At 58.4% G+C, this 22,606-nt stretch carries 23 protein-coding genes and 1 riboswitch; of the genes, 14 read left to right on the plus strand and 9 right to left on the minus strand.

The window, feature by feature from the left end:
- Window positions 1-10 precede the first annotated feature (10 nt).
- Window positions 11-1,000 carry a TonB C-terminal domain-containing protein gene (locus tag H6F57_RS14215; protein WP_190627115.1) on the minus strand — a complete coding sequence of 330 codons (990 nt, stop codon included), beginning with the start codon at window positions 998-1,000 and terminating at the stop codon, window positions 11-13.
- Between the two features lie 205 nt (window positions 1,001-1,205).
- Here H6F57_RS14215 and H6F57_RS14220 point away from each other — a divergent pair, with 205 nt between their 5' ends.
- Window positions 1,206-1,820, plus strand: coding sequence for a GNAT family N-acetyltransferase (locus H6F57_RS14220; RefSeq protein ID WP_190627117.1), 615 nt, complete (start codon window positions 1,206-1,208; stop codon window positions 1,818-1,820).
- A gap of 307 nt (window positions 1,821-2,127) precedes the next feature.
- Window positions 2,128-2,592 carry a hypothetical protein gene (locus tag H6F57_RS14225; RefSeq protein WP_313933593.1) on the plus strand — a complete coding sequence of 155 codons (465 nt, stop codon included), beginning with the start codon at window positions 2,128-2,130 and terminating at the stop codon, window positions 2,590-2,592.
- A gap of 60 nt (window positions 2,593-2,652) precedes the next feature.
- Here the strand turns inward: H6F57_RS14225 and H6F57_RS14230 are convergent, their stop codons facing one another.
- Entirely contained in the window at window positions 2,653-3,777 is a 1,125-nt protein-coding gene (locus tag H6F57_RS14230) for a histidinol-phosphate transaminase (RefSeq protein ID WP_190627119.1), read from the minus strand.
- Window positions 3,778-3,991: 214 nt separating this feature from the next.
- Here H6F57_RS14230 and H6F57_RS14235 point away from each other — a divergent pair, with 214 nt between their 5' ends.
- The 4 genes from H6F57_RS14235 to H6F57_RS14250 all read left to right on the plus strand — a co-directional run bounded on the left by H6F57_RS14235 (window position 3,992) and on the right by H6F57_RS14250 (window position 7,646).
- Complete coding sequence (locus H6F57_RS14235; RefSeq protein ID WP_190627121.1) at window positions 3,992-5,074, plus strand: PIN/TRAM domain-containing protein; 1,083 nt, start codon at window positions 3,992-3,994, stop codon at window positions 5,072-5,074.
- A 49-nt stretch (window positions 5,075-5,123) separates the two neighbouring features.
- Entirely contained in the window at window positions 5,124-6,479 is a 1,356-nt protein-coding gene (aroA, locus tag H6F57_RS14240) for a 3-phosphoshikimate 1-carboxyvinyltransferase (protein ID WP_190627123.1), read from the plus strand.
- A 111-nt stretch (window positions 6,480-6,590) separates the two neighbouring features.
- Complete coding sequence (locus H6F57_RS14245) at window positions 6,591-7,040, plus strand: hypothetical protein (RefSeq protein WP_190627125.1); 450 nt, start codon at window positions 6,591-6,593, stop codon at window positions 7,038-7,040.
- Window positions 7,041-7,187: 147 nt separating this feature from the next.
- Window positions 7,188-7,646 carry a GatB/YqeY domain-containing protein gene (locus H6F57_RS14250; protein WP_190627127.1) on the plus strand — a complete coding sequence of 153 codons (459 nt, stop codon included), beginning with the start codon at window positions 7,188-7,190 and terminating at the stop codon, window positions 7,644-7,646.
- A gap of 111 nt (window positions 7,647-7,757) precedes the next feature.
- Here the strand turns inward: H6F57_RS14250 and H6F57_RS14255 are convergent, their stop codons facing one another.
- From H6F57_RS14255 to H6F57_RS14265, 4 genes are all read right to left on the minus strand, one after another.
- Entirely contained in the window at window positions 7,758-8,267 is a 510-nt protein-coding gene (locus tag H6F57_RS14255; RefSeq protein ID WP_190627130.1) for a transposase, read from the minus strand.
- A 100-nt stretch (window positions 8,268-8,367) separates the two neighbouring features.
- Entirely contained in the window at window positions 8,368-8,712 is a 345-nt protein-coding gene (locus H6F57_RS27605; RefSeq protein ID WP_199289709.1) for a hypothetical protein, read from the minus strand.
- Window positions 8,709-8,834, minus strand: a complete 126-nt coding sequence (locus H6F57_RS28025) for a hypothetical protein (RefSeq protein WP_277873679.1) — start codon at window positions 8,832-8,834, stop codon at window positions 8,709-8,711. The genes H6F57_RS27605 and H6F57_RS28025 overlap by 4 nt, the downstream gene beginning before the upstream one ends.
- A 107-nt stretch (window positions 8,835-8,941) precedes the next feature.
- Window positions 8,942-10,969 (minus strand): serine/threonine-protein kinase, encoded by a 2,028-nt coding sequence (locus H6F57_RS14265; RefSeq protein WP_190627133.1) that lies wholly within the window; start codon window positions 10,967-10,969, stop codon window positions 8,942-8,944.
- A 351-nt stretch (window positions 10,970-11,320) separates the two neighbouring features.
- Between H6F57_RS14265 and cobM the strand changes: the two genes are divergently transcribed.
- The 4 genes from cobM to hypB all read left to right on the plus strand — a co-directional run bounded on the left by cobM (window position 11,321) and on the right by hypB (window position 14,904).
- Window positions 11,321-12,199 (plus strand): precorrin-4 C(11)-methyltransferase, encoded by an 879-nt coding sequence (gene cobM / locus H6F57_RS14270; RefSeq protein ID WP_199289710.1) that lies wholly within the window; start codon window positions 11,321-11,323, stop codon window positions 12,197-12,199.
- 38 nt (window positions 12,200-12,237) lie between these two features.
- Window positions 12,238-12,360: riboswitch (guanidine-I (ykkC/yxkD leader) on the plus strand.
- Window positions 12,361-12,467: 107 nt separating this feature from the next.
- Window positions 12,468-13,664, plus strand: a complete 1,197-nt coding sequence (locus H6F57_RS14275) for an agmatinase family protein (RefSeq protein WP_190627135.1) — start codon at window positions 12,468-12,470, stop codon at window positions 13,662-13,664.
- 128 nt (window positions 13,665-13,792) lie between these two features.
- Complete coding sequence (gene hypA / locus H6F57_RS14280; protein ID WP_190627137.1) at window positions 13,793-14,185, plus strand: hydrogenase maturation nickel metallochaperone HypA; 393 nt, start codon at window positions 13,793-13,795, stop codon at window positions 14,183-14,185.
- A 17-nt stretch (window positions 14,186-14,202) separates the two neighbouring features.
- Window positions 14,203-14,904, plus strand: a complete 702-nt coding sequence (hypB, locus tag H6F57_RS14285) for a hydrogenase nickel incorporation protein HypB (RefSeq protein WP_190627140.1) — start codon at window positions 14,203-14,205, stop codon at window positions 14,902-14,904.
- Between the two features lie 85 nt (window positions 14,905-14,989).
- Here the strand turns inward: hypB and H6F57_RS14290 are convergent, their stop codons facing one another.
- Window positions 14,990-15,517, minus strand: coding sequence for a 2TM domain-containing protein (locus tag H6F57_RS14290; RefSeq protein ID WP_190627143.1), 528 nt, complete (start codon window positions 15,515-15,517; stop codon window positions 14,990-14,992).
- A gap of 179 nt (window positions 15,518-15,696) precedes the next feature.
- On the opposite strand from H6F57_RS14290, the gene H6F57_RS14295 reads away from it, so the two are divergent.
- The 4 genes from H6F57_RS14295 to H6F57_RS14310 all read left to right on the plus strand — a co-directional run bounded on the left by H6F57_RS14295 (window position 15,697) and on the right by H6F57_RS14310 (window position 20,979).
- Window positions 15,697-16,077 carry a CU044_2847 family protein gene (locus H6F57_RS14295; RefSeq protein ID WP_190627145.1) on the plus strand — a complete coding sequence of 127 codons (381 nt, stop codon included), beginning with the start codon at window positions 15,697-15,699 and terminating at the stop codon, window positions 16,075-16,077.
- Window positions 16,078-16,520: 443 nt separating this feature from the next.
- Window positions 16,521-17,123, plus strand: coding sequence for a hypothetical protein (locus tag H6F57_RS14300; RefSeq protein ID WP_190627147.1), 603 nt, complete (start codon window positions 16,521-16,523; stop codon window positions 17,121-17,123).
- A 121-nt stretch (window positions 17,124-17,244) separates the two neighbouring features.
- Window positions 17,245-20,220 carry a glycerol-3-phosphate acyltransferase gene (locus H6F57_RS14305; RefSeq protein WP_190627335.1) on the plus strand — a complete coding sequence of 992 codons (2,976 nt, stop codon included), beginning with the start codon at window positions 17,245-17,247 and terminating at the stop codon, window positions 20,218-20,220.
- 129 nt (window positions 20,221-20,349) lie between these two features.
- Window positions 20,350-20,979, plus strand: coding sequence for a M23 family metallopeptidase (locus H6F57_RS14310; protein WP_190627149.1), 630 nt, complete (start codon window positions 20,350-20,352; stop codon window positions 20,977-20,979).
- On the opposite strand, the gene H6F57_RS14315 is transcribed toward H6F57_RS14310, so the two are convergent.
- Window positions 20,953-21,798, minus strand: a complete 846-nt coding sequence (locus tag H6F57_RS14315; protein ID WP_190627152.1) for a M28 family peptidase — start codon at window positions 21,796-21,798, stop codon at window positions 20,953-20,955. The two genes, H6F57_RS14310 and H6F57_RS14315, sit on opposite strands and share 27 nt — an antisense overlap.
- A 9-nt stretch (window positions 21,799-21,807) precedes the next feature.
- Complete coding sequence (locus H6F57_RS14320; protein WP_190627154.1) at window positions 21,808-22,587, minus strand: SDR family oxidoreductase; 780 nt, start codon at window positions 22,585-22,587, stop codon at window positions 21,808-21,810.
- Window positions 22,588-22,606 lie beyond the last annotated feature (19 nt).

Below are 22,606 nucleotides of genomic sequence, written 5' to 3' on the forward strand. Positions count from 1 at the left end.
ACAGGCATTTCTAGAAAAACTGAATCCGAGCATCCAAAATAAATGCATCCGTCAGCTGAGGCACACCCGCCGAACTGGCCGGTTGCAGGCGCAGACGCTGCTGCACTACGCAACTCACCAAATCATCCACTGCGCTGCTGCCCGTGCCCTGCACCAGCCGCACATTAGAAATCTCGCCGCTGGGCTCCACCCGAATCTGCATTTGCACCGAGGCCGCCGAGATCCCCGCCAGCAGCGCATCTAGATTGGCAAATCCACAGCTTGAAGCCAAAGGCCGCATGGCAATGGCGCTGGTGTTCAACAGCTGCGGAGCCGTTTCAGGAATATCCCTACCATTGGGGTCAAGGCGAAGACCCACCGGCACCACTTGGCCGCCCTGCCCCTCAGCCCCACCCGGTGCGGCATTCCCTGGGGGTGGTGAGGGTGGCGGCGCAACAGGAGACGGACTATCTACCCCAGGCTGGGCCTCTGCTACCGGCGATCGGCTGACCTCTGGCGCGGGCGAAATCGGTGGCTCTGGACGAGGGGAAACTGGAGCCTCCGGCGGCTGTGGCGTCACTGGCGCCGGGGTAGGCCGCGGGGCCGGAGCCACCGGCGGGCTATCCGCTGGGGGGGCTGCTGGCGGCGGTGAGGAGACAGGTGGTTCTACCGGCTGAGGGGCTGGGGCAACCGACGGAGCCTCTGCCGGAGCGGTCTGCGTTACTAGGGGTGTTGCGGCAGCCGCCAATGGATCCGCTGCTGCGATCGCGACGTCGGCTAAGGATGAGTCACCTGTGTCCGCAGACTGTCCGGAGGCAGTCTGATCAGCAGATAACTCCACCAGCTGAATCGGTAACGGAGCCATCTCGCCCTCGGGTAGCACAGGAGTTTGGATAGCCAGAGTGCGTACCATGCCCAAAGCGAGGCCGTGGGCCAGCACCGAGGCCACAGCGGCCACGGGCCACAGCGGTTTGGGGTCGCGGTGGCGGGCAAAGGTAGTCAAAAACGGAGAGTTGGCCATAGCTAGCGATGCCCCCGCCAGGGCAGACCCAAAGACAGTGTCAGCGTTATCGAGCTGTAAAAAAGGATTCTCTAGATCGTACCCTCTGGGCAGGGGGAGAAGGGTATATTGACTGCTAAGGCGATGGCCAAACGTCCGGCTGAGTGCTGGGCACTCGCTCCGCGAAGGGCAGCGCTGGCAATAGTTGTGTTTGCCGCAGAGGCTCATGGTACAGGCCGACCCAAATTCTCCCCCTCAGGCCCCAGCCGCACCCCAGCCGCACGTTCGCCCAGCCAGTCTGCGCGATCTCGACCGGCTTACCGATGTGCTCACTGCTAGCTTTTACGATCGCGACGGTTGGCGGCAGTGGGTCTATCCCTTCATTCGGCTCGGCATTTACGAAGATTTAAAGCAGCGGCTTAAGGCCCAGTCGCCTCGTTATGCTTGCCTGACCGCCATTGCCATACCCACCGCCGATTCCACGCCAACGAATGGCGAGGCCATTGCTGGTACTGTCGAAGCCTCTTTACGCCAGCCGTGGCCCTGGCAGGGCGATCGCCACGTCTACATTTCAAATCTGGCTGTAGATCAAACCTTCAGGCGGCAGGGCATTGCCCTCACCCTGCTGCGATCGTGTGAACAGGTGGCGCAACGGTGGGGCATCTGTGAACTACACCTCCACGTCATGGAAGACAACCTGGCGGCCCGAGCGCTTTACCGCAAGGCAGGATTTTCAGTGGTGCAGACCGAAGACTCACCAGCCTCGTGGCTAGGGCTACAGGCCCGTCGGCTGCTAATGCGCAAAACCCTACAGCCGCCGACTCATTTAACCAAGCCCTAGCCCAGCCGGACAACTTTACAGAAACATCAAGCTACAAGCAGAGAAATTTATCCCTACTTCAGCGCAGCTAAACACTTCATGGAGGGGCGAGTAGGCGTTTACCCTAGAATGAAGGCCTGGGAATCTAGTTAACCAGGGAACCCAAAGTAACCCAGACTGTAGCTAATCGAGCTGTTGTCGCTACTATGTGACGGGGATGATCTCCAATTTTGAGCAGGATATTTCAGGGCCAGGATACGGGAGTTCTCTGCACTCCCCTGGGTTCTCTGCGGCATCTCCGCCTACGCGTCCCTACGCCGTCAGCTCAGTGAGCAGCCTTTCAACCCCATTTTTTGAGTCTGGCTTGCTGTCAGAAGAAGATGACATTCTGGCTAGAATTCGCGGCGGCGAACTGTGGGTCGTCAACAGCCGCCGTCGCAACGGCTTAATTATTCACAAAGAGTTTTACACCGAGTTCGCTGGCCCTGGTGCCGCTGTGGGCGGTGGCCTAGATGCCGACTGCCGAGCCGTGATTCCCCTGGGCAGCCTATCGCTGATTTCTCCCGAGTCGGCTGAGGCCCAGCAAAAAGCCCTCAAAATTCGCTTGCAGTGGGTGCGGCTCACCCAAAACTTTACCGATAAGCCGGTGCCCCTCGATCGCGCCCAGCTCATCCTCGAACAGTTTAAGAGCTACTTTGACCAAAGCATTGTTGATAAGGTGCCCGACGAAGCCTTTGCCCTGCTAGTGGGCGTGCTTCCCTATACCGTTCGCCGTGCCCGCGCCCTGGTGTAGGGGCAAATGGCATTTGCCTAACCCTATTGAGCATGACAGACAGGATTTTGGCGGAGAACACTACAGCTGCTGCATGTGGGCTAAGGTTCGCTGATTCTCCTCCGGAGTGCCAATGGTGATTCTCAGGCCGCCGCCTGTGTGGCGCACCAGCGTGCCCTGCCTGCGCAGCCGGTTAAACCAGCGCTCTAGCTCTGCGTCTAGAGATTGACCAGTGGGCACTGGCAGTCGCCCATAGAGAAAGTTGGCATCGCTGGGCCAGAGGCGTAGGGGGGTGTGCTGAGCGATCGCCGCCGCCAATTCCCTCCGCTGCTGCTGAATCTCGGGCACCACCGCCAACAGCTCCTGCCGGTGGGTCAGGGCCAGCTGAGCCGCCGCCTGAGTAAGGCTGGGCAGGTTGTAGGGCAGTCGCACTTTTTCGAGCGCTTGAGTCAACTCTGCATTCGCCACGGTATAACCCACCCGGTAAGCCGCCAGGCGAAAGGCTTTTGAAAACGTTCTCATCACCACCCAGTTGGGTCGAGTCAGCACCTCCGCCACGGTAGTCTGCTGGCTGAATTCAAAATAGGCCTCGTCCACCACGACCAGAATCTCGGGAGGCAGAGATTTGAGCCAGTCCAATTCGGTGGTGGTGAGGGCATTGGCCGTGGGGGAGTTGGGGTGCACCACAAACACCACTCGCACGGGGGCTGCCTGGGGTTGGTCAATTGCTTGCTGCGCTGCGGCCAGATCGATCTCAAAGGTGGCTTCGCTGCGGCCTATCGCCACTACCGGAATGCCCAGAGTGCGAGCGAGAATGCCATACATTGAAAAGGTGGGATTGGCCACCAGTACCGAGCCTTCACCGCCAACGCAGGTGGCGATCAGCAGCGAGCGAATCAGTTCGTCAGAGCCATTGCCGACGGAGATATGGTCGGCGTTAACGGCGATTCCGCTGGCGGATTCGGTAACGTATTGGGCGATCGCGCTCTTCAACGCTCCATGCCCACCGTCGGGGTAGCGGTTGGCAGCGACATCGTGGTGCAGGTGCCAGGCCAGCTTTTCTTTGAGCGCCTCGGGCAGGTCGTAGGGGCACTCGTTGGTATCAAGAATGTCGAAATTAGCTGGGGACGGGTCGTCTGCTGACTCAACATGAGGGGTGTAGGCCGTCAGTTGAACCACCGCCGATCGCAAAAAGGGCAAAGCCATAGAGAACGCAAGTGCAGTAACCCCCCCATTATTGCAGAGCCAGTGGGGTGGCTAGGAAGATGGGCATTAGCGGTATACTTTTGCCAACTCGGCTCCCCTGAGCGCTTAATCTGGCGCGTTTCGCCGGTTGCTTTTGATGCAGGGGAGTACACTGAGAGGAACAGGCACTTAGCCTCTACCCGCTGCAAAATCAAGGCCAGAACCGCAGATCACCATGCTAGACGCACTGATTATATTTTCATTTATCCTGGCCGGGGCGGGCATTGGGTTCTACAGCATTGATCTGCTGCCCCAGCCGATTTTGCAGCAGGTTACCAATATTGAGGCGCTGGGTGCAGTGACCGCCGTGTTCGGTGGGCTGATTGGCACCGGTTTGGGCCTGGTAATGCAGACTAGCTACCGCCGCCTGGAGCGCCAGGTCAAAGAACTGCCGCCCGATCGCATTCTCACCCGCGCCGTGGGTCTGGTGCTAGGCTTGCTGATCGCCAACCTGATGCTGGCCCCGCTGTTTTTGCTGCCGATCCCCTCGGAGTTTGGCTTTATTAAGCCGATGACGGCGGTGCTGGGCAGCGTGCTGTTTGCCGTGTCGGGCATGAACTTGGCCGATACCCACGGGCGATCGCTGCTGCGCCTGATTAGCCCCGGCACGCTGGAATCGACTCTGATGGCCGAGGGCACCCTCAAGCCCAGCAAAACCAAGGTGCTCGACACCAGCTGCATTATTGATGGCCGCATCGAAGGGCTAATGGATACGGGTTTTTTGGAGGGGCAGCTGCTAGTGCCCCAATTTGTGTTGCAAGAGTTGCAGAACGTGGCTGATGCCAGCAATGACCAAAAGCGCGATCGCGGCCGACGCGGCCTTGATGTGCTCAACCGCATTCGCGAGTCTTACCCCAACCGTCTGCTGATCAACTCTGTTGACTACGACGACATCCCCACAGTGGATGCCAAGCTGGTGAAGCTGGCCCAAGAACTCAACGCCATGCTGCTCACCAACGACTACAACCTCAACAAAGTCGCCAGCTTTCAGGATGTCGAAGTCCTCAACGTCAACGACTTAGCCCAGGCCATTCGCCCCGCCTACCTGCCCGGTGACGACATCGACCTGAAGATTCTCAAAGAAGGCAAAGAGCCATCCCAGGGCGTGGGCTATCTCAACGACGGCACTATGGTGGTGGTCGAAGAGGGCCGCGACTATATCGGCGAAGAGCTAGAGGTGGTGGTGACAGGGTCACTACAAACCTCCGCTGGACGCATGATTTTTGCCCGCCCCAAAACCTCAATGGTGGCTTCGTAGACCGGACTGCAATGAGGTACGATCAGCAACGGCTTTTCACTTCGCTGCCATGACCGCCCGCATTGAGCTGACTGACGCTGCCCCGCATCAAACCCTTACGCTTGAGTTCCCCGGCGATGGGGTGGCGCTGCGAGGTCGGGTACGGGTGCCGGGGGATAAGTCAATTTCTCACCGATCGCTGATGCTGGGGGCGATCGCCCAGGGTGAAACTCGCATTCAGGGCCTGCTGCTGGGGGAAGACCCGCGCAGCACCGCCGCCTGCTTTCAGGCTATGGGCGTTACCATGTCCTCGCTTGAGGACGAATGGGTAACGATGCAGGGGGTGGGCTTAGGCAATTTGCAAGAACCAGCGGACGTGCTCAACGCCGGAAATTCAGGCACCACCCTACGGCTGATGCTGGGGCTGCTGGCGTCCCACCCCGATCGCTACTTTGCAGTGACGGGGGATGGTTCGCTGCGATCGCGCCCCATGGATCGGGTGATTAAGCCTCTCAGCCAGATGGGCGCAGAGATTTGGGGCCGGCAAAACAACCGCCTAGCGCCCCTAGCGGTGCGGGGTAAATCCCTCAAACCCATCCACTACCACTCCCCCGTGGCTTCAGCCCAGATCAAGTCCTGCATCCTCTTGGCCGGGCTGCTGACCGAGGGCGCTACCACCGTCACCGAGCCCAGCCTGTCGCGCGACCACAGCGAGCGCATGCTGCGAGCCTTTGGGGCCGACATTTCGGTGGATTCCGACACCTGTAGCGTCACCGTGCGCGGACCAGCCACCCTCACCGGGCAAACCGTGGTGGTACCTGGCGACATCAGCTCGGCCGCCTTTTGGCTGGTAGCCGGAGCCATTACCCCCGGCTCCGATCTAGTCGTTGAGAATGTAGGCATCAACCCAACTCGCACCGGCATTCTCGACGCCCTAGAAGCCATGGAAGCCGACATTACCTTAGAAAATCCGCGTGAGGTCACCGGAGAACCCGTGGCCGATCTGCGAGTACGCTACAGCCGCCTCAAGGCCACTACCCTGAGCGGTGACCTGATTCCCCGCATGATCGACGAGGTACCGATTTTGGCGGTGGCGGCGCTGTTTGCCGAGGGCAATACGGTAATCACCGACGCCGAAGAGTTGCGGGTGAAGGAGTGCGATCGCATTGCCGTTATGGCCAGTCAGCTCGCCCAGCTAGGTGCCCGCGTTGAAGAACATCCCGACGGACTTACCATTTATGGCGGCACCCCCCTCACAGGGGCCATCGTCGATAGTTACACTGATCATAGAGTCGCCATGAGCCTGGCGATCGCCGCCCTGCGAGCCAAAGGCTCGATGCAGGTGCAGCGGGCCGAAGCAGCAGCGGTTTCTTATCCAAGCTTTACCGCTACCTTGGCTGAGCTGTGCGGATTGAGCGTAGGTTGAGCTAAGTTCATGCTTAAACCATGACTTAGAGCGTTACCCTGGGCACACTCTATGCAAGCCCCAGAGGCCAAGCCCCAAAAGCAATTTTAGGGCTCGACGTTCAAGCAACCGATGTGGCAACCGTTGAAAAACTTTGTCAATAGCCTTACCACCTATATGGCCCTCAGCCCCGACATGGTCGCCCGCCAACGGGTGAACCAGTGGCTGCGATCGCGCCGCTGCCTCACCTGCGACGAGTGGTACCGCTACCATTGGACTCCGCCAGCGGTGCGTCGGCCTCTGCCCAAACCGCTGATTGACTTTACCTTCCAACAGCTCACCGCCTACTCCGGCCTCGAGATCGGTTGCGTAAAGCCCAGCGATCGTTTGGTCGAAGACCTGTCGTTTCCAGCGGTGTGCTGGTTTGACTGGAGCCTCACCCTCTGCGAAGACTTCTACGAAACTTTTGGCCTCGATATCAGCGAACACTTCGACGAAACTCAGCTGTTGACCTGCGCTGATTTGGTGAACTTTTTAGAGCAGCAGTTGGAGAGTCGGAAAGATGAAGAGATAGGGGGATGAAGGAGATAGGGAGTGCTTAGATATCTGCCTTTTACCTTGCTCTCTCCCCTTATCTTCCTCACCTTCCCCATCTCCTGATCGCCAACGGTTTAAAGTGAAGGGATAGCCTACAACGCGCCGTCGAGATAGGCGTAAGGAATCTCCCCCATGAGTCTGAAAGACCGCATCAGCGACGACATTAAAACCGCCATGAAGGCCAAAGATAAGGTGCGCCTAGAGACGGTTCGCAGCATTAAAAAAGTGATTCTCGAAAAAGAGTCTCTGGTGCGCCCCAGCGGACAAGATGAGCTCACCGCCGATCAAGAGCTAGAGGTACTGACCCAGCTGGCCAAACAGCGCAAAGACTCAATCGAGCAGTACCAAAACGCTGGGCGCGACGAGCTTGCCGCCCAGGAAGCTCAAGAGCTAGCCATTATTGAAGAATATCTGCCCCAGCAGCTCAGCGATGCCGAGGTCGAAGCCGTCATTGACGATCTGATCGCCCAAACCGGGGCCTCGTCGCCCAAAGATATGGGTAAAGTGATGGGGCCGGCCATGCAGCAGCTTAAAGGGCGTGCCGATGGCGGCAAGGTGCAGGCTTTGGTTAAGGCCAAACTAGCGGGCTAGAGCCAAGTTCAAAGCCGTTTTGATCCTTCAGTTAGTAAGGGCGATCGCCCCCAAGCGTTACAGCCATCGCCCGATCTGTCAGAGCATTCTGCACAACCTTGTGGGGTGATGCTATACAGTGGGCTGTTGGTTCTGGCTTTGCAGCTTATAGCGCAGCTCGGCAAGGTGGTCGTCGTCACCAATTAGGTGCTCGTTATAGTTACGCTGCCACACCGAGTGACCCAGTTGGTTCAGCCGCAGGTTAATGCGCTTAGCCGCTACCGCTTTAAAGCTGGCAATAAATGATGACAGCAGCCAGGGCTTTTGGCCTTCGTGGATGCCAGTTAGCCCGGCACTGACCGTAGCTGGCACCTGCAAAAAGACAATGCTTTGCAAGCTAGTGGGGGTAATCGTCCAGACATCGAGGTCGATGCCTTTGCGGTTGGCGGCAGATCGGACCCACTCGTCGGCCACGATCAGGCCGCAGTCGTTGAGGCACAGCTGGCTCTGCCTATAGTCGCCCAGTAGCGGCTGCTGCTGAAAGGTCGAAAGCCTAATCAGGTAAGGTTTAGGCGCAGCGGAATGAGTCAAGATATTTGCCCTCGAAGCAACTGTGGCGTAGGCGTTATTGCGTAGACTCATCAGCGCCAAACCATGAAAGCACCAGTACCCTATAGTCTTCCCAGCCAACTCGGGCGAGTATCAACCTTGGAGATGAAGTTATGGTGCTATTGCAGCTGGTCTATAGGCCGACGCCCAGAGCTTGGATTAGCTTGCCTAGATAGCTGTTAATGAGCTGAGCCGAGGCCTCAGGTAAGACAGCCCGAACTTCAACTTGCAGGCTGCGGTAGGCGGCGATCGCAGAGTCTTGTTTGTGCAGGGCGCGGGTAATATTCTGCATCCACACCACATACTCTTCCATAAAGCCGTCGGGGTCATCGAGCAGCACGGCTTTGGCAATGCACTCTAGGGTGTAGAGCATGTCGCGCTGGCACTTGGCCCCATGCGCTTGCATCACCTCGCGGTAGGAGCCCACCATGAGCTGGCGCATAGCGCTGAACACCAGGGTTTCACCGTCTTCTTTCACGCGGGTAAAGGCTTAAAGCGCGTCTCGAAAGATGCCACAAACTGGGCTAGGGGCCGTAGTTCTAAATCGCTCAAATACCGACCGTCAGCCTGCTGAATGGAGGTGAGCAGAGTGTGGTTCATAACCGTGGGAAAAGTGCGTTGACTCAAACAAATATCGCCCTAAGTCGTCCCCAAGAGTTGTAAAAGTTAACAATTGGAAACGGTAGAGAAAGCAAGCAACGCTAGCGTCAATTGTTTTTTTCAGGCGGATCTGGCTGGTTAATAATGTCGTTGATGACGTTATCGACCGCCACAGTGAGGCGGTAGGGAATGACGTTTTCGGCTTGGGACACCACCACAATCTCGTAGTAACCTGACTGGGGCAGCTCCCCAGCCCAGGTGTTTTGCTCAGCATCGGCCAAAATGTAGGGCAGTTCGTCGGTGGGCACCGGCACGTAGAGCGAAAGGCGAGTGCTCTCGGGGGGCGCTTGCAGGTTTAGTCGAAGCAACTGCTGAGCGGTGAGATTGACAATGTAGATCTGGCCGTGGCCAGGGCTGAGGTTGCCCTCCTGCTGCTGGTTGAAGGTGCCTTGCTCAAAGGTAACCTCGGTCAGGTTTTCGCCACTTTCCATGGCATTGACTTGGTCTTGGGCCAGGGCAAACCAGATTTGGTCGACGGGAGTCTCAACAAAGCCCTCTCTGGGCCGCCCCGAAAACAGCTGGCTAAAACGGGCGTCAGCTAGATCGTAAAGAGCGTTGCTGCTGACATAGAGGGCGTTAACTTGGCGCTTCCAGCGATCGCTGTCGGTGGGGTTATAGCGGCCTAGCTTGCTGCGGGCGTCGGTGCTGAGGTTGGCTTCAATCAGGTCTAGATTGTTGGCGGCGATCGCATCCCATGCAATCCGCAGGGGCTCATCTTGGGGCTGATCGGTGAGCTGGGTGCCCTGGCGATCGGGGTTTTGCTCATAAAACAGCTGGTCAGTCAGGCTGGTGACGTAGGACCAGTCAACGCTGAGGGCGACGGCACGATCGCGCAGCGCTTGTTTGCGATCGCGCTCGGCCTCGCTGAGGTTGGGGTTGCTGGCATCACTGCCGCCGGGTGAAACAACTTCAGAGCCATCTCCCCCAAATTGGCTCAGGGGGTCGAGCCACCACCACAGCCCGCCAGCGACTCCCACTATGACCAGCAATCCGGCCAGGGCGGGCCACCACCCCGACGATGTTTTTTGCACCGGCACTGCGCGGGGCGGTGGGGCCACTGTGGCCGTGGGGTCGTGGGCCATGGGTGGCGCGTAAGGAGCTGCCGGGGCGATCGCCACCGTGGGTGCTGGCGGCGGTTCGGGCCGGGGCGGCGGCACCGTAGGCTGCATACGAATGGGCATGGGCTGCGACCAAGCCGCTGAGAACGCGTCGGGGTGAGCCAGGTTAAGGGCAGCCATCGCCTGTCCGGCAGACTGGTAGCGATCGCTCGGATCGTGCGCCACTAGCTGGGTCAGCACCTGGCTCAGAGTGGCCGATAGCTCAACTTGCTGGGGCCAAACCCAGCGATCGCGGCGGTCGTCGTAAAGTTCGTCGGGGTCTTTGCCCGTCAACAGCACCAGGGTCGTCATGCCTAGAGCGTAGAGGTCGGTGACCGGGCTCACCTGGCCCGATTCCAGCTGTTCTTCGGGGGCATAGCCCACGGTGCCCAGGCGAGTGATCGTGCCATCGGCGGCCTGGTAGGGCTGGGCTACCCCCAGCTGATGGCGCACGTTCACCACCAGCTGCTTCACACCGCCAAAGTCGATCAGCACCGGCCGACCGTCGGCGTTGCGCTGAATTAAGTTGTCGGGCGAAATATTGCGATGCACGATACCTATGCTGTGCAGATATTGCAGCAGCGGCAGCGTTTGCATCAAAAACTGCACCCCCTCCGCTTCGCTAAACCTCTCGTCGACGGCACGGCGGCGATCGAGCAACTCTCGGTAGGTGGGGCCTTCGACGTAGTCTTGCACCAAAAACAGCCGTCCCTGATCCCGCAGCAGCTCACGAAACCGAGGCACCTGGGGATGGTTGATCTGGTAGAGAATGCTGGCCTCGCGCTCAAACAGGGTTTGGGCTTTATCCAAAGCCAGCTTGCCCGGCACCTGGGGATTGAATTCTTTGAGAACGCAAAGTTCTTGAAATCGGTGGGTGTCTTCGGCCAGGTAAGTATCGCCAAAGCTGCCCCGGCTGAGCTGCCGCAGCACCCGGTAATGGCCCCCGAGCAATCGTTCTTCCTGTCCTGCTTCAGCCATAGGTGCGTACTGCTGAACCCAGCTATCTAGTGTTGTGTTCGATGCATTTGTCACAGATTAGCGCAAACCAGCACTATTTCTATGAACGGCTAAAGTGGGTCATTTAGGGCGCAGCTGGGCGGTGATGCACAGCTGCCCAAGCGCTCTGGCAGCCGACTTCATAGACCAGGATCAGCCTTGCAAAAAAAAGACCCTTGAGTTAGCTATCCTCAAGGGTCTGAATCAGGGTGCATCTACCGCTCCAATCTCCTAGCACCACCGCTAAATTCCGGGGAAATACCTGAGGTTCACGGATACTTGAAACAAAGTGGCTATGATCCAGGGACTCTGTGAATTGTTGACCTTTGCTCTATGGCTAGCCCTGTGACCTCCTCTAGAATCCAAGATTTCCCCGCCGATGCACATGCTGCGAGTGCGGCCCTAGCGCCGGGAGTGTATATCGTGGGGGCGGGGCCGGGCGACCCAGAGCTACTGACTGTCAAGGCCCAGCGGCTGCTCAGCCAGGCGGATGTGATTCTCTACGCCAACTCCCTGGTGCCTCAGCAAATCTTAGAGTGGACCCGCCCTGATGCCGAGCGCATTGGCACCGCCACCCTGACATTGGAAAGCATTTTGCCGCTGATGATTGAGCGGGTACGGGCCGGAAAATCGGTAATTCGGCTGCAATCGGGCGATCCGAGCTTGTACAGCGCCATTCACGAGCAAATTCAGGCATTGGCGGAGGCGGAGGTGCCCTTTGAGGTGGTGCCGGGCATTAGTGCCTACCAAGCGGCGGCGGCCAAGCTCAACGCCGAGCTGACCATTCCAGGGCTGGTGCAGTCGATCATTCTTACGCGCATTAGCGGGCGCACCCAGGTGCCCGAGTCCGAGGACTTAGCCTCCCTGGCAGCCCACAAAACCAGCTTGTGTTTGTACCTGAGCGCTCGCCATGTAGAAGAATCCCAAGCGCAGCTATTGAAACACTACGAGCCAGACACTCCTGTGGCGATCTGCTTTCGCATTGGCTGGCCCGATGAACAGCTCTTAGTCGTGCCCCTGTCGGAGATGGCCAAGACCACCCGCGAAAAAGACCTGATTCGCACCACGCTGTACGTGATTAGCCCAGCGCTGCGAGGGCAGAAGGTGCGATCGCGGCTCTACAACCCTGACCACACCCACCTGTTTCGCCCTCGCAGCGGCTCGGTTGTGCCCTCAGACTCAACCCAGGACGCTGTGACGTCCCAGCCTTGACCACAGCTGGCTCTGGGCTTAGAGTATCTGCATGAAAAAATTAAAGCCTCTAGGGTTCCGGTTTGGCTGTTACGGTCAGACGGCTGGTCCGAGAGAGGCGAGTTAGTGATGGCCCCTAGGAGCCATCACTAACTACACGGCGGGACAAAAGCCCGGGAGGATTCTAGAAGTTGAATTATCCAACTTCTTAGGTTTTCCTGGGCTTTGCTATACCTGGCCTGGGAATCGCGTTTAGTCTAGTGCTCAATTAACCCTGCGAGGCTTTTCGATGACTACCGACCCCTCCAACGATCCCGTGTTTCAAAGCCCCAACGGTGCTTCGAGCGAGGCCCAGCGCGCCTTGGAGATGGAAGCCCGCCTGCCTCTGACCGGCTGGCAGCAGGAGGTTTCTCAAGGGCTGGAGTACGGCCTAGAGGCAGCGGCGAGTATTCGCGATCGCACCATTCCTACCTTCTCTCGCGGTGAGCTGCCCCACTACGCGGGCATCAACACCTTTCTCAAAGCGCCCTACGTCGAAGACGTGCGCAAGGTGGGTGAGTACGATGTGGCGATCGTTGGCATTCCCCACGACTCCGGTACCACCTACCGTCCCGGCACCCGCTTTGGCCCCCAGGGGATTCGCCGCATCTCCGCCCTCTACACCCCCTATAACTTTGAAATGGGGATTGATCTGCGCGAGAGCATTACCCTCTGCGACGTGGGCGACGTGTTCACCATCCCCGCTAACAACGAAAAATCCTTCGACCAGATTTCCAAAGGTGTGGCCCACGTGTTTGCCTCGGGCGCGTTCCCGATTTTGCTGGGGGGCGACCACTCCATTGGCTTCCCCACGGTGCGGGGCATCTGCCGCCACCTGGGCGACAAAAAAGTAGGGATCATCCACTTCGATCGCCACGTTGACACCCAGGAGACTGACCTGGATGAGCGCATGCACACCTGCCCCTGGTTCCACGCCACCAATATGGCCAATGCCCCGGCCAAAAACCTGGTGCAGATGGGCATCGGCGGTTGGCAGGTACCCCGCCAGGGGGTGAAGGTGTGCCGCGAGCGGGCCACCAACATTCTCACCGTTACTGACATCACTGAGATGGGCCTCGATGCCGCCGCCGACTTTGCGATCGCCCGCGCCACCGACGGCACCGACTGCGTCTGGATTAGCTTCGACATCGACTGCATTGACGCGGGCTTTGTGCCCGGCACCGGCTGGCCCGAACCCGGCGGTCTGCTGCCCCGCGAAGCCCTCTACCTGCTCAAGCGCATCGTGCAAGAAACCACCGTTTGCGGCATCGAAGTGGTCGAAGTCTCGCCTCCCTACGATGTCAGCGACATGACGGCACTAATGGCAACCCGCGTAATTTGCGACACCATGGCCCACCTGGTGAAGTCGGGTCAGCTGCCCCGCCGTGAAAAGCCCAGCTACATCCATGAAGAAGCGAATATGAGTGTGGACGAGCCGTGGCAGTAGGAAAGTTTTGAGTTTTAAGTTTTGAATTTTGAGTTAAAGCTCTGTCGGTAGAACTCAACACTCAAAACTAAGAACTTAGAACTCAACACCCCCTCATTCCCTCTCCTCATCCTTCCCTGTTCCCCGCCATGCACGAAACCGACATGACCAAGGCTCTGATTCTCACCGTGCGCGACTGGTGGGAATCGCAGCCCGATCGCCCCAACATCACCAAAATTCATCTAATGGTGGGGCAGTTTACCTGTGTGGAACCGGCAGGGTTGCAGTTTGCCTTTGAAGTGCAAACCCGCCAGACGTTTCTTGAAAATGCTGACCTGGTGATTCAAGACGTACCCCTGGTGGCCTTTTGCCACCCCTGCCAACAGGAGTATCGACCCGAAATTGGGCGACAATACGCTTGCCCCACCTGCCAAGCGCCGATGGATGACATTCGCTCGGGGCGGGAGTTAAAGATCGATCGCATTGAGTACGATGGCGCAGAGGTGGGCAACCTCACCCCCAACCCTGCCACCACCCGATAACCCCAAAAGAGACCTCTATGCACCAAACTTTTGACGCCGCCCTGGGTATCGATCTGCTCCATGTCAACCAGGCGGGGGCCGACCACAACCGCGCCCACTTCGACGGGTGGGGCATCACCTGCATGAATATCATGAGCAGCCCTGGGGCAGGTAAGACAGCGCTACTGGAGCGCACGTTGGAAGGGCTGCACGGGGATCTAGCGATCGCCGTCATCGAAGGCGATATGACCACCGAACTCGATGCCGATCGCCTGCGCCAATACGGGGTGCCGGTGGTAGCGATCAACACGGGGCGATCGTGCCACCTAGACGCCAAAATGGTCGCGGGTGGCATCCACACCCTAGAGCATCAGCACGACCCAAATGCCCTCGATCTGGTGCTGGTCGAAAACGTGGGTAACCTGGTCTGCCCCGCCGAATTTGAGGTGGGCGAACACGCCAAAGTCGCCCTGCTGAGCATCACTGAGGGAGAAGACAAGCCTCTCAAGTATCCGATTATGTTTCAAGAGGCCGACTGCCTGCTGATCACAAAGGTAGATTTGGCTCCCTACCTAGACGTGAACATAGAGCAGATCGCGGCCAACGTGCGGCAGATGAATCCCCACTGCACAATCATTTCAGTTTCGGCTAAGACTGGCGAAGGATTAGAGGAATGGTTTGATTGGGTGCGATCGCGCGTACAGGCGTCAACTTCAACCAAGACCCCTACCCACACCTAGGCTGCATCGCTGCGCGGCTGCACTCCGTTGTTTGTGCTCCCCACTATTTAAGAGAGATCAGAAAGGGGAGACATCCGGCGGGCCGCTAAGACGGCCCCAGCAGTCGCCGCATAGCACCGCCAACAACCCGCTTCATCTGCTGCTTGCGCCGCCAGTGCTGAAATTCTTTGCGGTAGCCATACTCATTGGGGCGGTAGATACGCCAGGCATCCCAGCTGAGCTTCAGACCCCAGGGTGCCACCGTCAGGTATAAGAAAGCCTTCACCAGCCCACCCCAAAATCCAACACCACCTGTCAGCACCAAAAACAGCAGCAAGAAACCGCCATAGATAGCGAATCGAGACAACCCATGGTGAAATCGCTGCTGGCGCTGGCTATCGAATAGCCTTTGGTCGGCAAGTTCGTACTTTTTTATATCCCACTCGCGCTCAGCAGCGGCGATCGTGTCAGCAGAGATGCCCAGTTCGTCGGCAATTTCTAATAGCTGGGCGCGGGAAAGCTCACCTGACTCGGTTTGACGGGCGATCGCAATACTCAAAATCTGCTGAGCATCCTCAGCCGGGTATAAAAACTCACCACTGCTGGTGTAAACATCCGTCGCCAAATCTGCCATCGTCACCCTCTCGGCTGAGATTCCCTCCTTTCTTTTATAAACAAAAACTAAAGCGTTGGGGGGATCGGTTGCGGTACGGAAAACCTGTTGGCACAGGCTCTAAGGCCAATTGGTGAACACTGCACCGATTTGGGAATGCTAGCGCTTGGATACGCATCTTAACCATCGGAGTGTGCACTATGACTCAACTGGTCCCTATCCGCCTAGAGGATGGCACCGAGATCTACATGGAGGCCACCGACGACGTGGTTGCTCCAGACTCGGCTCCAGCCCCCTACGCCGATCCCTATGCTGAAACCACCCGCACCGCCAAGGGTTTCAACATGACCGCCCCAGCAGCCCAGGTTCACGCTGCCCAGAGTTTTAAGGCCATTGAAGGCACCATTCGCACCTATACCAGCTACACCATGAATGCCTTCAAAGATATGGCCACCGCTAATGTCGAAAAAGTCACCCTAGAGTTTGGCCTCAAGGTCGGCGGAGAGGCAGGCGTTCCTTATGTTACTAAAGGCACAGCAGAGAGCAACTTGAAAATTACAGTAGAGTGCTCGTTCAACTAAACCGCCTTTAGACCTAGAAATCATCGTCACCCAGCCGGGTTTCTGCCAAAATAGCCAGCTTTTGTTGGCTACCCTGGCAGAAACCCGGTTTTTGTTGTGCCAATTCTGGGCCGATGTATAATGATCTGATGTATAGATCCTAGAAATCACAGGTATTTTCTGCATTCTGTTTATTGTTAATGAGATGCAGCAGGCCTTAGGTCTTCAGGATGTTTGATAATTCCCACGGTAGATCGGTCGCTAGACCGTTCTCAGGAAACCTATCGCTGCGCTACCCTTCCCTTAGGCTGGGTTTCATCGTCTTTAAGATCGCTCCTGAACGTTCCTGGAAATCCTAACTAACATCACCACTACAAGGGAATGAGATCTTGCAGGGATTGACGAGGGAAAAACCTATCTTAATCACCTGTTGCGCTGCCGGTGGTGCGTTGTTTATTTTGACGATGCTGGTCAAAACCGGCACGGGAAGAACGCCATCGCTGCCGCCTCCCCCTCCCAGTGCAGAAAGTTTGAACGTTCAGACCGTACCGGTGCCATCGCCGCCCACCGCTGGCCAAGAGCTACAGCAAGACCGCTTTGAGCGCGATCTGAACCGACAGCAAGATCTGGTAAACAGCTTACAAGACGAGCTGCGCGCCCAGGAGAATCTAGCCGATGACCTCAAGGCCCAGCTCGAACGTCAGCAGGCCGAAACGCAAGCTGTGCGGGAGCAACTCGACACCTACCAGACGGCAGTGGAGGAGATGACCTCCCAGCAGGTGCGGCTGATTGAGTCGATACCACGCAACAACGAGACTCAGACCATGCTGCTGTGGGGCATTTTGGGGCTGTTTATGCTGCTGGTGCTGGGCGGCGGCACGGCCTTTGCAGTTATTGCCTTATGGCTTATGCACCTGCAGCGGCGCACCTATCAGCCGCCACCCCAGCCGATGATGTATCCGGTGCGCATGCCGCCCAATCCCTACTTTTATTACGAAAAGCAGCCCCTGCCGCCGCCGGCCCAGCCGCAGCCCTACATCCAGTACGACGTTAGACCCTATGAATAGGGTTACTGCCCTGCAATGGCGCAGGGATACAGAGGGTTTAAGATTCCCGGTGTAAGGTTTAAGGGGTAGTACAATGCCCTGACCCTTTGCTGATGTCATCTAACCCCTAACGACAATGGCTATGACCCTTACCCAGGTTTGGGGTGCCTTTTTAATCTTTGTGCTGTCTCCCGTAGTGGGTGGGCTACCCCTGACGGGGTGGTCGACTCGACTGCTCTCGGGGAAACGGCTGCGGCGAGTGGGCACGGGCAATGTCGGCGTGTCGGCTGCTTTTTACCACGGGGGCAAAGTAGCGGGCATTGTGGCAGTGCTGCTGGAGGCAGCCAAGGGCATTGGGGTCGTGCTGCTGGCGCGTTATTACTTTCCGGCAGACCCGGTGTGGGAAATTATCGCTCTGATTGGGCTGGTGATGGGCCGCTACTGGTTTGCCAAGGGAGCGGGCACCACTAACGTGGTGTGGGGGGTTGCGGCGTACGACTGGCCGACGGCGCTGCTGACGTTTATGCTCAGCGGGCTGGGGTTTACCATCTTTCGCGAGCGGCGTCAGGGTCGGCTGCTGTCGCTGGTGTTGCTGCCGCTGATCACCGCTCTGCGCCACTCAGATGGAGAGCTGGTGTTGGCGATGTCTTGCCTTAGCGGGCTGATCGCCTGGATTTATCAAAAGCTACCTGACGATCTCGATTTGCCTGACGATGAAGGACGATTGGAGTCTCGCACCATGTTTCGGTTTTTTCGCGGCGATCGCGCCCTTGTTGCCCTTGATCGCCCCCTTGACCCCGCTAAGTTTGGCCACAAAGCAGCCGCTCTGGGTCAGCTAACGGCCTGGGGCTACCCGGTGCCGCGCGGCTATGTGCTGCCCGCCGGAGATGACCCGACCGCTCTGCTGGCGATCGCCGAGCCCTCCCCCACCCAGCCCCTCGCTGTCCGCTCCTCGGCCCAGGACGAAGACACGGGCACGGCCTCGGCGGCGGGAGTCTACCAGTCATTTTTGAATATCACCAGCCAGGAGGCGCTGGCGGCGGCGATCGTGCGAGTGTTCTCGTCCTATAACGCGCCTCAAGCAAAGGCCTATCGGCAGAGCAAGGGGTTGCCCGAGCAGGGGCTGGCGGTGATTGTGCAGCAGCAGGTGCAGGGGCAGTTTTCGGGGGTGGCCTTTAGCCGTGACCCGATTGCCCGCTGCGGTGATGCGGTGGTGATCGAGGCGCTGCCCGGCGGGGCCGACCAGGTGGTGGGGGGGCAGGTGACACCCGAACAGTATCGGGTGCTGGTGCAGCCCGACGATGTGCCCCCCCTTGCGGCGATCGCCGAGGCCGATTGGCAGCTCTCCGACGCGCTGACGCTGACGGTAGAAGGTCAAGGCCAGACCCCCTCGCGGCTGCTTCAACAAGTGGCCTACCTGGCTCGCCACCTAGAGAGCCGCTACCAGGGCGTTCCCCAAGACATTGAGTGGAGCTTTGACGGCAACACCCTATGGCTGTTGCAGAGCCGACCCATCACCACACTGCAACCACTGTGGACACGCAAGATCGCCGCCGAGGTGATCCCCGGCACGATTCGTCCGCTGACTTGGTCGATCAACCGGCCCTTGACCTGCGGCGTGTGGGGCGAGATTTTTACGGTGGTGCTGGGCGATCGCGCCCGTGGGCTTGACTTTGAAGCTACCGCTACGCTGCACCACGCCCACGCCTACTTCAACGCCACGCTGCTGGGGGACATCTTCCGCCGCATGGGCCTGCCGGCCGAAAGCCTGGAGTTTTTGACCCGCGGAGCTAAGTTTAGCCGCCCTCCCCTCGGCTCCACGCTGCGGAATATACCCGGTCTGGTGCGCCTGCTGCGCCGTGAGCTCAAGCTGGAGCAGCAGTTTACCCAGGAGAATCGCGATCGCTTTGAGCCCGCCCTCCAAGCCTTAGCCAGTACCCCTAGGGATGCCCTCACGCCCCAGGAATTGCTCGACCGAGTAGATACGATTCTTGAGCTGTTGAAGCGGGTCACCTACTACAACATCCTTGGCCCGCTTAGCTTTGCCCTGCGCCGCGCCCTGCTCAAGGTGCCGGAAGAAAGCCTCAACCCCATGCAAAACGCCGAGATTGCCGCTTTGGAGGCATTGCGGGCGATCGCCCAAGACATTCGACAGACGCTTTCAAAGCCCGAGCTGGCTCGCATTACCGACAGCTCGTCGCTGATGACAGCCCTGGCTGAGAGCACCGACGGCGAATCGTTGCTCAAGGCCATGGGGCAATTTATTGAGCAGTATGGCTACCTTAGCCCCGTGGGCACCGACATTGCCGTGGCCACGTGGCAAGAAAGCCCTGGCCCAGTGCGCGAACTGCTAGCCCAGTTTGTGCAGCAGCCACCACCTCCAAAAACTGCCGCCATTGCACCCCAGGGCAAAGCCACCACCGTGCAGCGTCGCCTCGATCTCAAGGGACAGGTGAATACCATCTACAACCGCCTGCTAGCTGAGCTGCGCTGGAGTGTTTTAGCCCTAGCAACCCAGTGGCAAGAGCAAGGGCGTTTGCAGGAACGGGATGACATCTTCTTGCTTACATTGGAGGAAATTCAAGAGTTGGTAACGGGGCGTGAAACGCCCGATTGGAGGGGGGTGCGGGAGCGGATTGGCGATCGCAAAGCCCAGTATGAGCGAGACAAGAAGATGCGCGCCGTTCCCTACCTGGTGTTTGGCAACGAGCCTCCCAGCCGCCAGCTTCCCCTCATGCCCACCGCCACCGTGCAGCAAAAGCTCACCGGCATTGGTGCCAGCGCTGGCACCGTCGCGGGCCCAGTGGTGGTAGTGACCCAGCTTGAATCTGTGACCGCTACCGAAGGCCCCTTCATTCTGGTGGTGCCCTACACCGATGCCGGCTGGGCACCCCTGCTGGCCCGTGCCCAGGGGCTGATTGCCGAAGTGGGCGGTCGTCTCTCCCACGGGGCGATCATCGCCCGCGAGTACGGCATTCCCGCCGTTATGGATGTGACCAACGCCACCCAGCGGCTGCACACCGGCCAGTGGGTGCGCGTCAACGGCGAAACTGGCACCGTGGAGGTACTGGAGCCACCACGGGGTGAACCCATAGGCCTTGAGCCAGGCAAAACCTGAGATTGTCTCCTCTCTATCCACGGGCCTAGCCCGAATTAAGTAGAAATCCTTGGCAAATAAGTACAATTGAACTACTCTTGGTAATGCAACTGTACTGTTGCAGATTTCAGCCACTCAATTTTTGCAAATATGAATGGTCACCGTGGCGGGGCGCAAGCCCTGAGCTGGATTGTTGCGCTCAGCGTAGGCGTTAGCATTATGTCAGAACTCACCCAATCGACTCCCCAGGTCGTTGCCGAAGAGCAAGCGGTAGCCAAGGCACCGGTCAACCCTTGGCTAGGCGCGTCGTTTCCCCTAGAAAATTTTTCGCGCTACACGTCACCCTTTGGCTATCGGCAACACCCCATGGGAGGCAACCGTTTCCACTACGGGCTAGACCTGGCCGCCCCCATGGGCAGCTATATCCGCAGCTGGTGGGCAGGTAAAGTAGTTGAGGTACACGATCACACCGCCTGCGGCACCGCCGCCATCATTCAATCTGGCTTGTGGACCCACGTCTACTGCCACATGCAGGGCAGCATCGTGGTCGAAAAAGAAGGAGGCCGGGTACTGGTCGATCGCGACGGCGGCATAGAAATTCGCCAGGGGCAAATGGTAACCTCGGGCCAGCGCATTGGTCGGGTGGGCATGACCGGCAGCACCACCGGGCCGCACCTGCACTGGGGCCTCAAGTACGAAGGAGCCTGGGTTGACCCAGCGATGGTAATTAGGGCCGAAGCCGACTATCAGCAGCTACAGGCGACGCAAGCCGTAGATTAACCCCTGGCACACCTGGGTGAGAAACCCTGTGTCTAGGGTGTCTAGGGTATCGGTAGATTGATGGTAGTGGGGGTTGCGCAGGTAAGCGGTATCCGTGACCAGAATGGCCGGATAGCCCCGATCCCAAAAGGGAACGTGGTCGCTTTGGCGAGTGTCGGGCACAGCTTTTCCTTGGTTCACAACTGGTAGCCACTGGCTACGCAACTCGGCGGCACGAAACCCCCACCACAGCCCCATCATGGTGGGAATGCTTTGCCAAGGACCAACTAGGGCGATGTAGTTGCCCTGGTTAGGGTAGATGCGCTCTAACCCAGGGGGATAGTTCTGGGAGTGGGGCTGGTGACAGCAGTAGCCCAGCATTTCAAGGGATAGCATGAGGCCCAGAGGTTCGCCGCGCCAGTGCAGGTCATCGACGTAGTGGCGGCTGCCCACAAAGCCCAATTCTTCTAGATCAAACGCTACTAAGCGCAGGGGAGACCTGCCTGGCCGCTCGGCAAAGGCGCGGGCTAGCTCCAGCAGCACCGCAATTCCGGTAGCGTTATCATCGGCTCCAGGAGAGCCAGACACTGAGTCGTAGTGAGCCCCAACTAAAATAGGCGGGCGATGGGGATCTCGCCCTGGCAGGTTCAGGACCCAGTTGGTGTGCTGTTGACCTCGGTGCTCGAAGGTATGGCCTGTGCACTGACCCCAGCGGGAAAATTCTTGCTGGATGTATTGCTGCACAAAAAAGTGGTTGGCAGAGGCAAAGTAGGGGTTGCGATCGCCCACCACCTGCTCCAAATGAGCCACCAGCCGAGATTCTAGGACATTATCGGGCAAGGGTTTCACCTACGCAGGCTTTTGCAGCCCCTTTGTGACGTCGGCCAAATTCTTGCGGGGCAGCAGCCGGGTTACCAGCGAAATCATTTTGTTACTCGTGCCGTGGACAGCAATGCGCTGGCCTTTTTCCATCGCTGTGTAGGCGTAGGCGGCGACGGCTGCTGAAGTGGGTAGGGTTTTGCTCGCAAATAGCTTGGCATCTTTAATCTCAGCCCGCGTCTGAAACTCTGACTGAGTGGGTCCAGGGCAGAGGGTGGTAGCGGTAACGCCGGTACCCTGAAGTTCAGTGGCGATCGCATCGGTAAACGACAGCACGTAGGCCTTGGTGGCATAATACACTGCCATATAAGGCCCCGGCAAAAATGCCGCCGTAGAGGCCACATTGAGAATGCGGCCCTGGCCCTGGGCAATCATAGCGGGCAGGTACAGCCGCGTCAGGTGGGTCAGCGCCACAATATTGAGCTGAATCATGGCGTCTTGGTTGTCCCAATCAGCATCCGCAAACGCCTTCAGTGCTCCAAACCCGGCGTTGTTGACCAAGGCGTAGGGCGTAATGCCCTTAAACTGAGTCCATTCATAGAACTGGTAGCGGGTATTGACATCGGTCAGATCGCCGCGATAGGTGAGCACCTGCACGCCATAGGCCTTCTGTAGCTCATCCTTAAGCTCTAGTAAGGGTTCTTCCCGGCGAGCAATCAGCACCAGGTCGTGACGACGGGCGGCACAAACTTTGGCCAGCGCGTAGCCAATGCCGCTAGAAGCTCCGGTGATCAAAATTGGCTTTGCCATGGTTGCCCCTGGAGTCAAT

Source organism: Leptolyngbya sp. FACHB-60, assembly GCF_014695775.1.
Classification (GTDB): domain Bacteria; phylum Cyanobacteriota; class Cyanobacteriia; order Phormidesmidales; family Phormidesmidaceae; genus Nodosilinea.

Coding starts and splice junctions, on each gene's coding strand:
- H6F57_RS14310 (WP_190627149.1), top strand. CDS start 20,350: ATGAATGGTCACCGTGGCGGGGCGCAAGCCCTGAGCTGGATTGTTGCG.
- H6F57_RS14300 (WP_190627147.1), top strand. CDS start 16,521: ATGCTGGTCAAAACCGGCACGGGAAGAACGCCATCGCTGCCGCCTCCC.
- H6F57_RS28025 (WP_277873679.1), bottom strand. CDS start 8,834: ATGAACCACACTCTGCTCACCTCCATTCAGCAGGCTGACGGTCGGTAT.
- H6F57_RS14295 (WP_190627145.1), top strand. CDS start 15,697: ATGACTCAACTGGTCCCTATCCGCCTAGAGGATGGCACCGAGATCTAC.
- H6F57_RS14305 (WP_190627335.1), top strand. CDS start 17,245: ATGACCCTTACCCAGGTTTGGGGTGCCTTTTTAATCTTTGTGCTGTCT.
- H6F57_RS14220 (WP_190627117.1), top strand. CDS start 1,206: ATGGTACAGGCCGACCCAAATTCTCCCCCTCAGGCCCCAGCCGCACCC.
- H6F57_RS14320 (WP_190627154.1), bottom strand. CDS start 22,587: ATGGCAAAGCCAATTTTGATCACCGGAGCTTCTAGCGGCATTGGCTAC.
- H6F57_RS14245 (WP_190627125.1), top strand. CDS start 6,591: ATGTGGCAACCGTTGAAAAACTTTGTCAATAGCCTTACCACCTATATG.
- H6F57_RS14215 (WP_190627115.1), bottom strand. CDS start 1,000: ATGGCCAACTCTCCGTTTTTGACTACCTTTGCCCGCCACCGCGACCCC.
- H6F57_RS14290 (WP_190627143.1), bottom strand. CDS start 15,517: ATGGCAGATTTGGCGACGGATGTTTACACCAGCAGTGGTGAGTTTTTA.
- hypB (WP_190627140.1), top strand. CDS start 14,203: ATGCACCAAACTTTTGACGCCGCCCTGGGTATCGATCTGCTCCATGTC.
- H6F57_RS14275 (WP_190627135.1), top strand. CDS start 12,468: ATGACTACCGACCCCTCCAACGATCCCGTGTTTCAAAGCCCCAACGGT.
- H6F57_RS14230 (WP_190627119.1), bottom strand. CDS start 3,777: ATGGCTTTGCCCTTTTTGCGATCGGCGGTGGTTCAACTGACGGCCTAC.
- H6F57_RS14255 (WP_190627130.1), bottom strand. CDS start 8,267: ATGAGTCTACGCAATAACGCCTACGCCACAGTTGCTTCGAGGGCAAAT.
- H6F57_RS14250 (WP_190627127.1), top strand. CDS start 7,188: ATGAGTCTGAAAGACCGCATCAGCGACGACATTAAAACCGCCATGAAG.
- cobM (WP_199289710.1), top strand. CDS start 11,321: ATGGCTAGCCCTGTGACCTCCTCTAGAATCCAAGATTTCCCCGCCGAT.
- aroA (WP_190627123.1), top strand. CDS start 5,124: ATGACCGCCCGCATTGAGCTGACTGACGCTGCCCCGCATCAAACCCTT.
- H6F57_RS14265 (WP_190627133.1), bottom strand. CDS start 10,969: ATGGCTGAAGCAGGACAGGAAGAACGATTGCTCGGGGGCCATTACCGG.
- hypA (WP_190627137.1), top strand. CDS start 13,793: ATGCACGAAACCGACATGACCAAGGCTCTGATTCTCACCGTGCGCGAC.
- H6F57_RS14235 (WP_190627121.1), top strand. CDS start 3,992: ATGCTAGACGCACTGATTATATTTTCATTTATCCTGGCCGGGGCGGGC.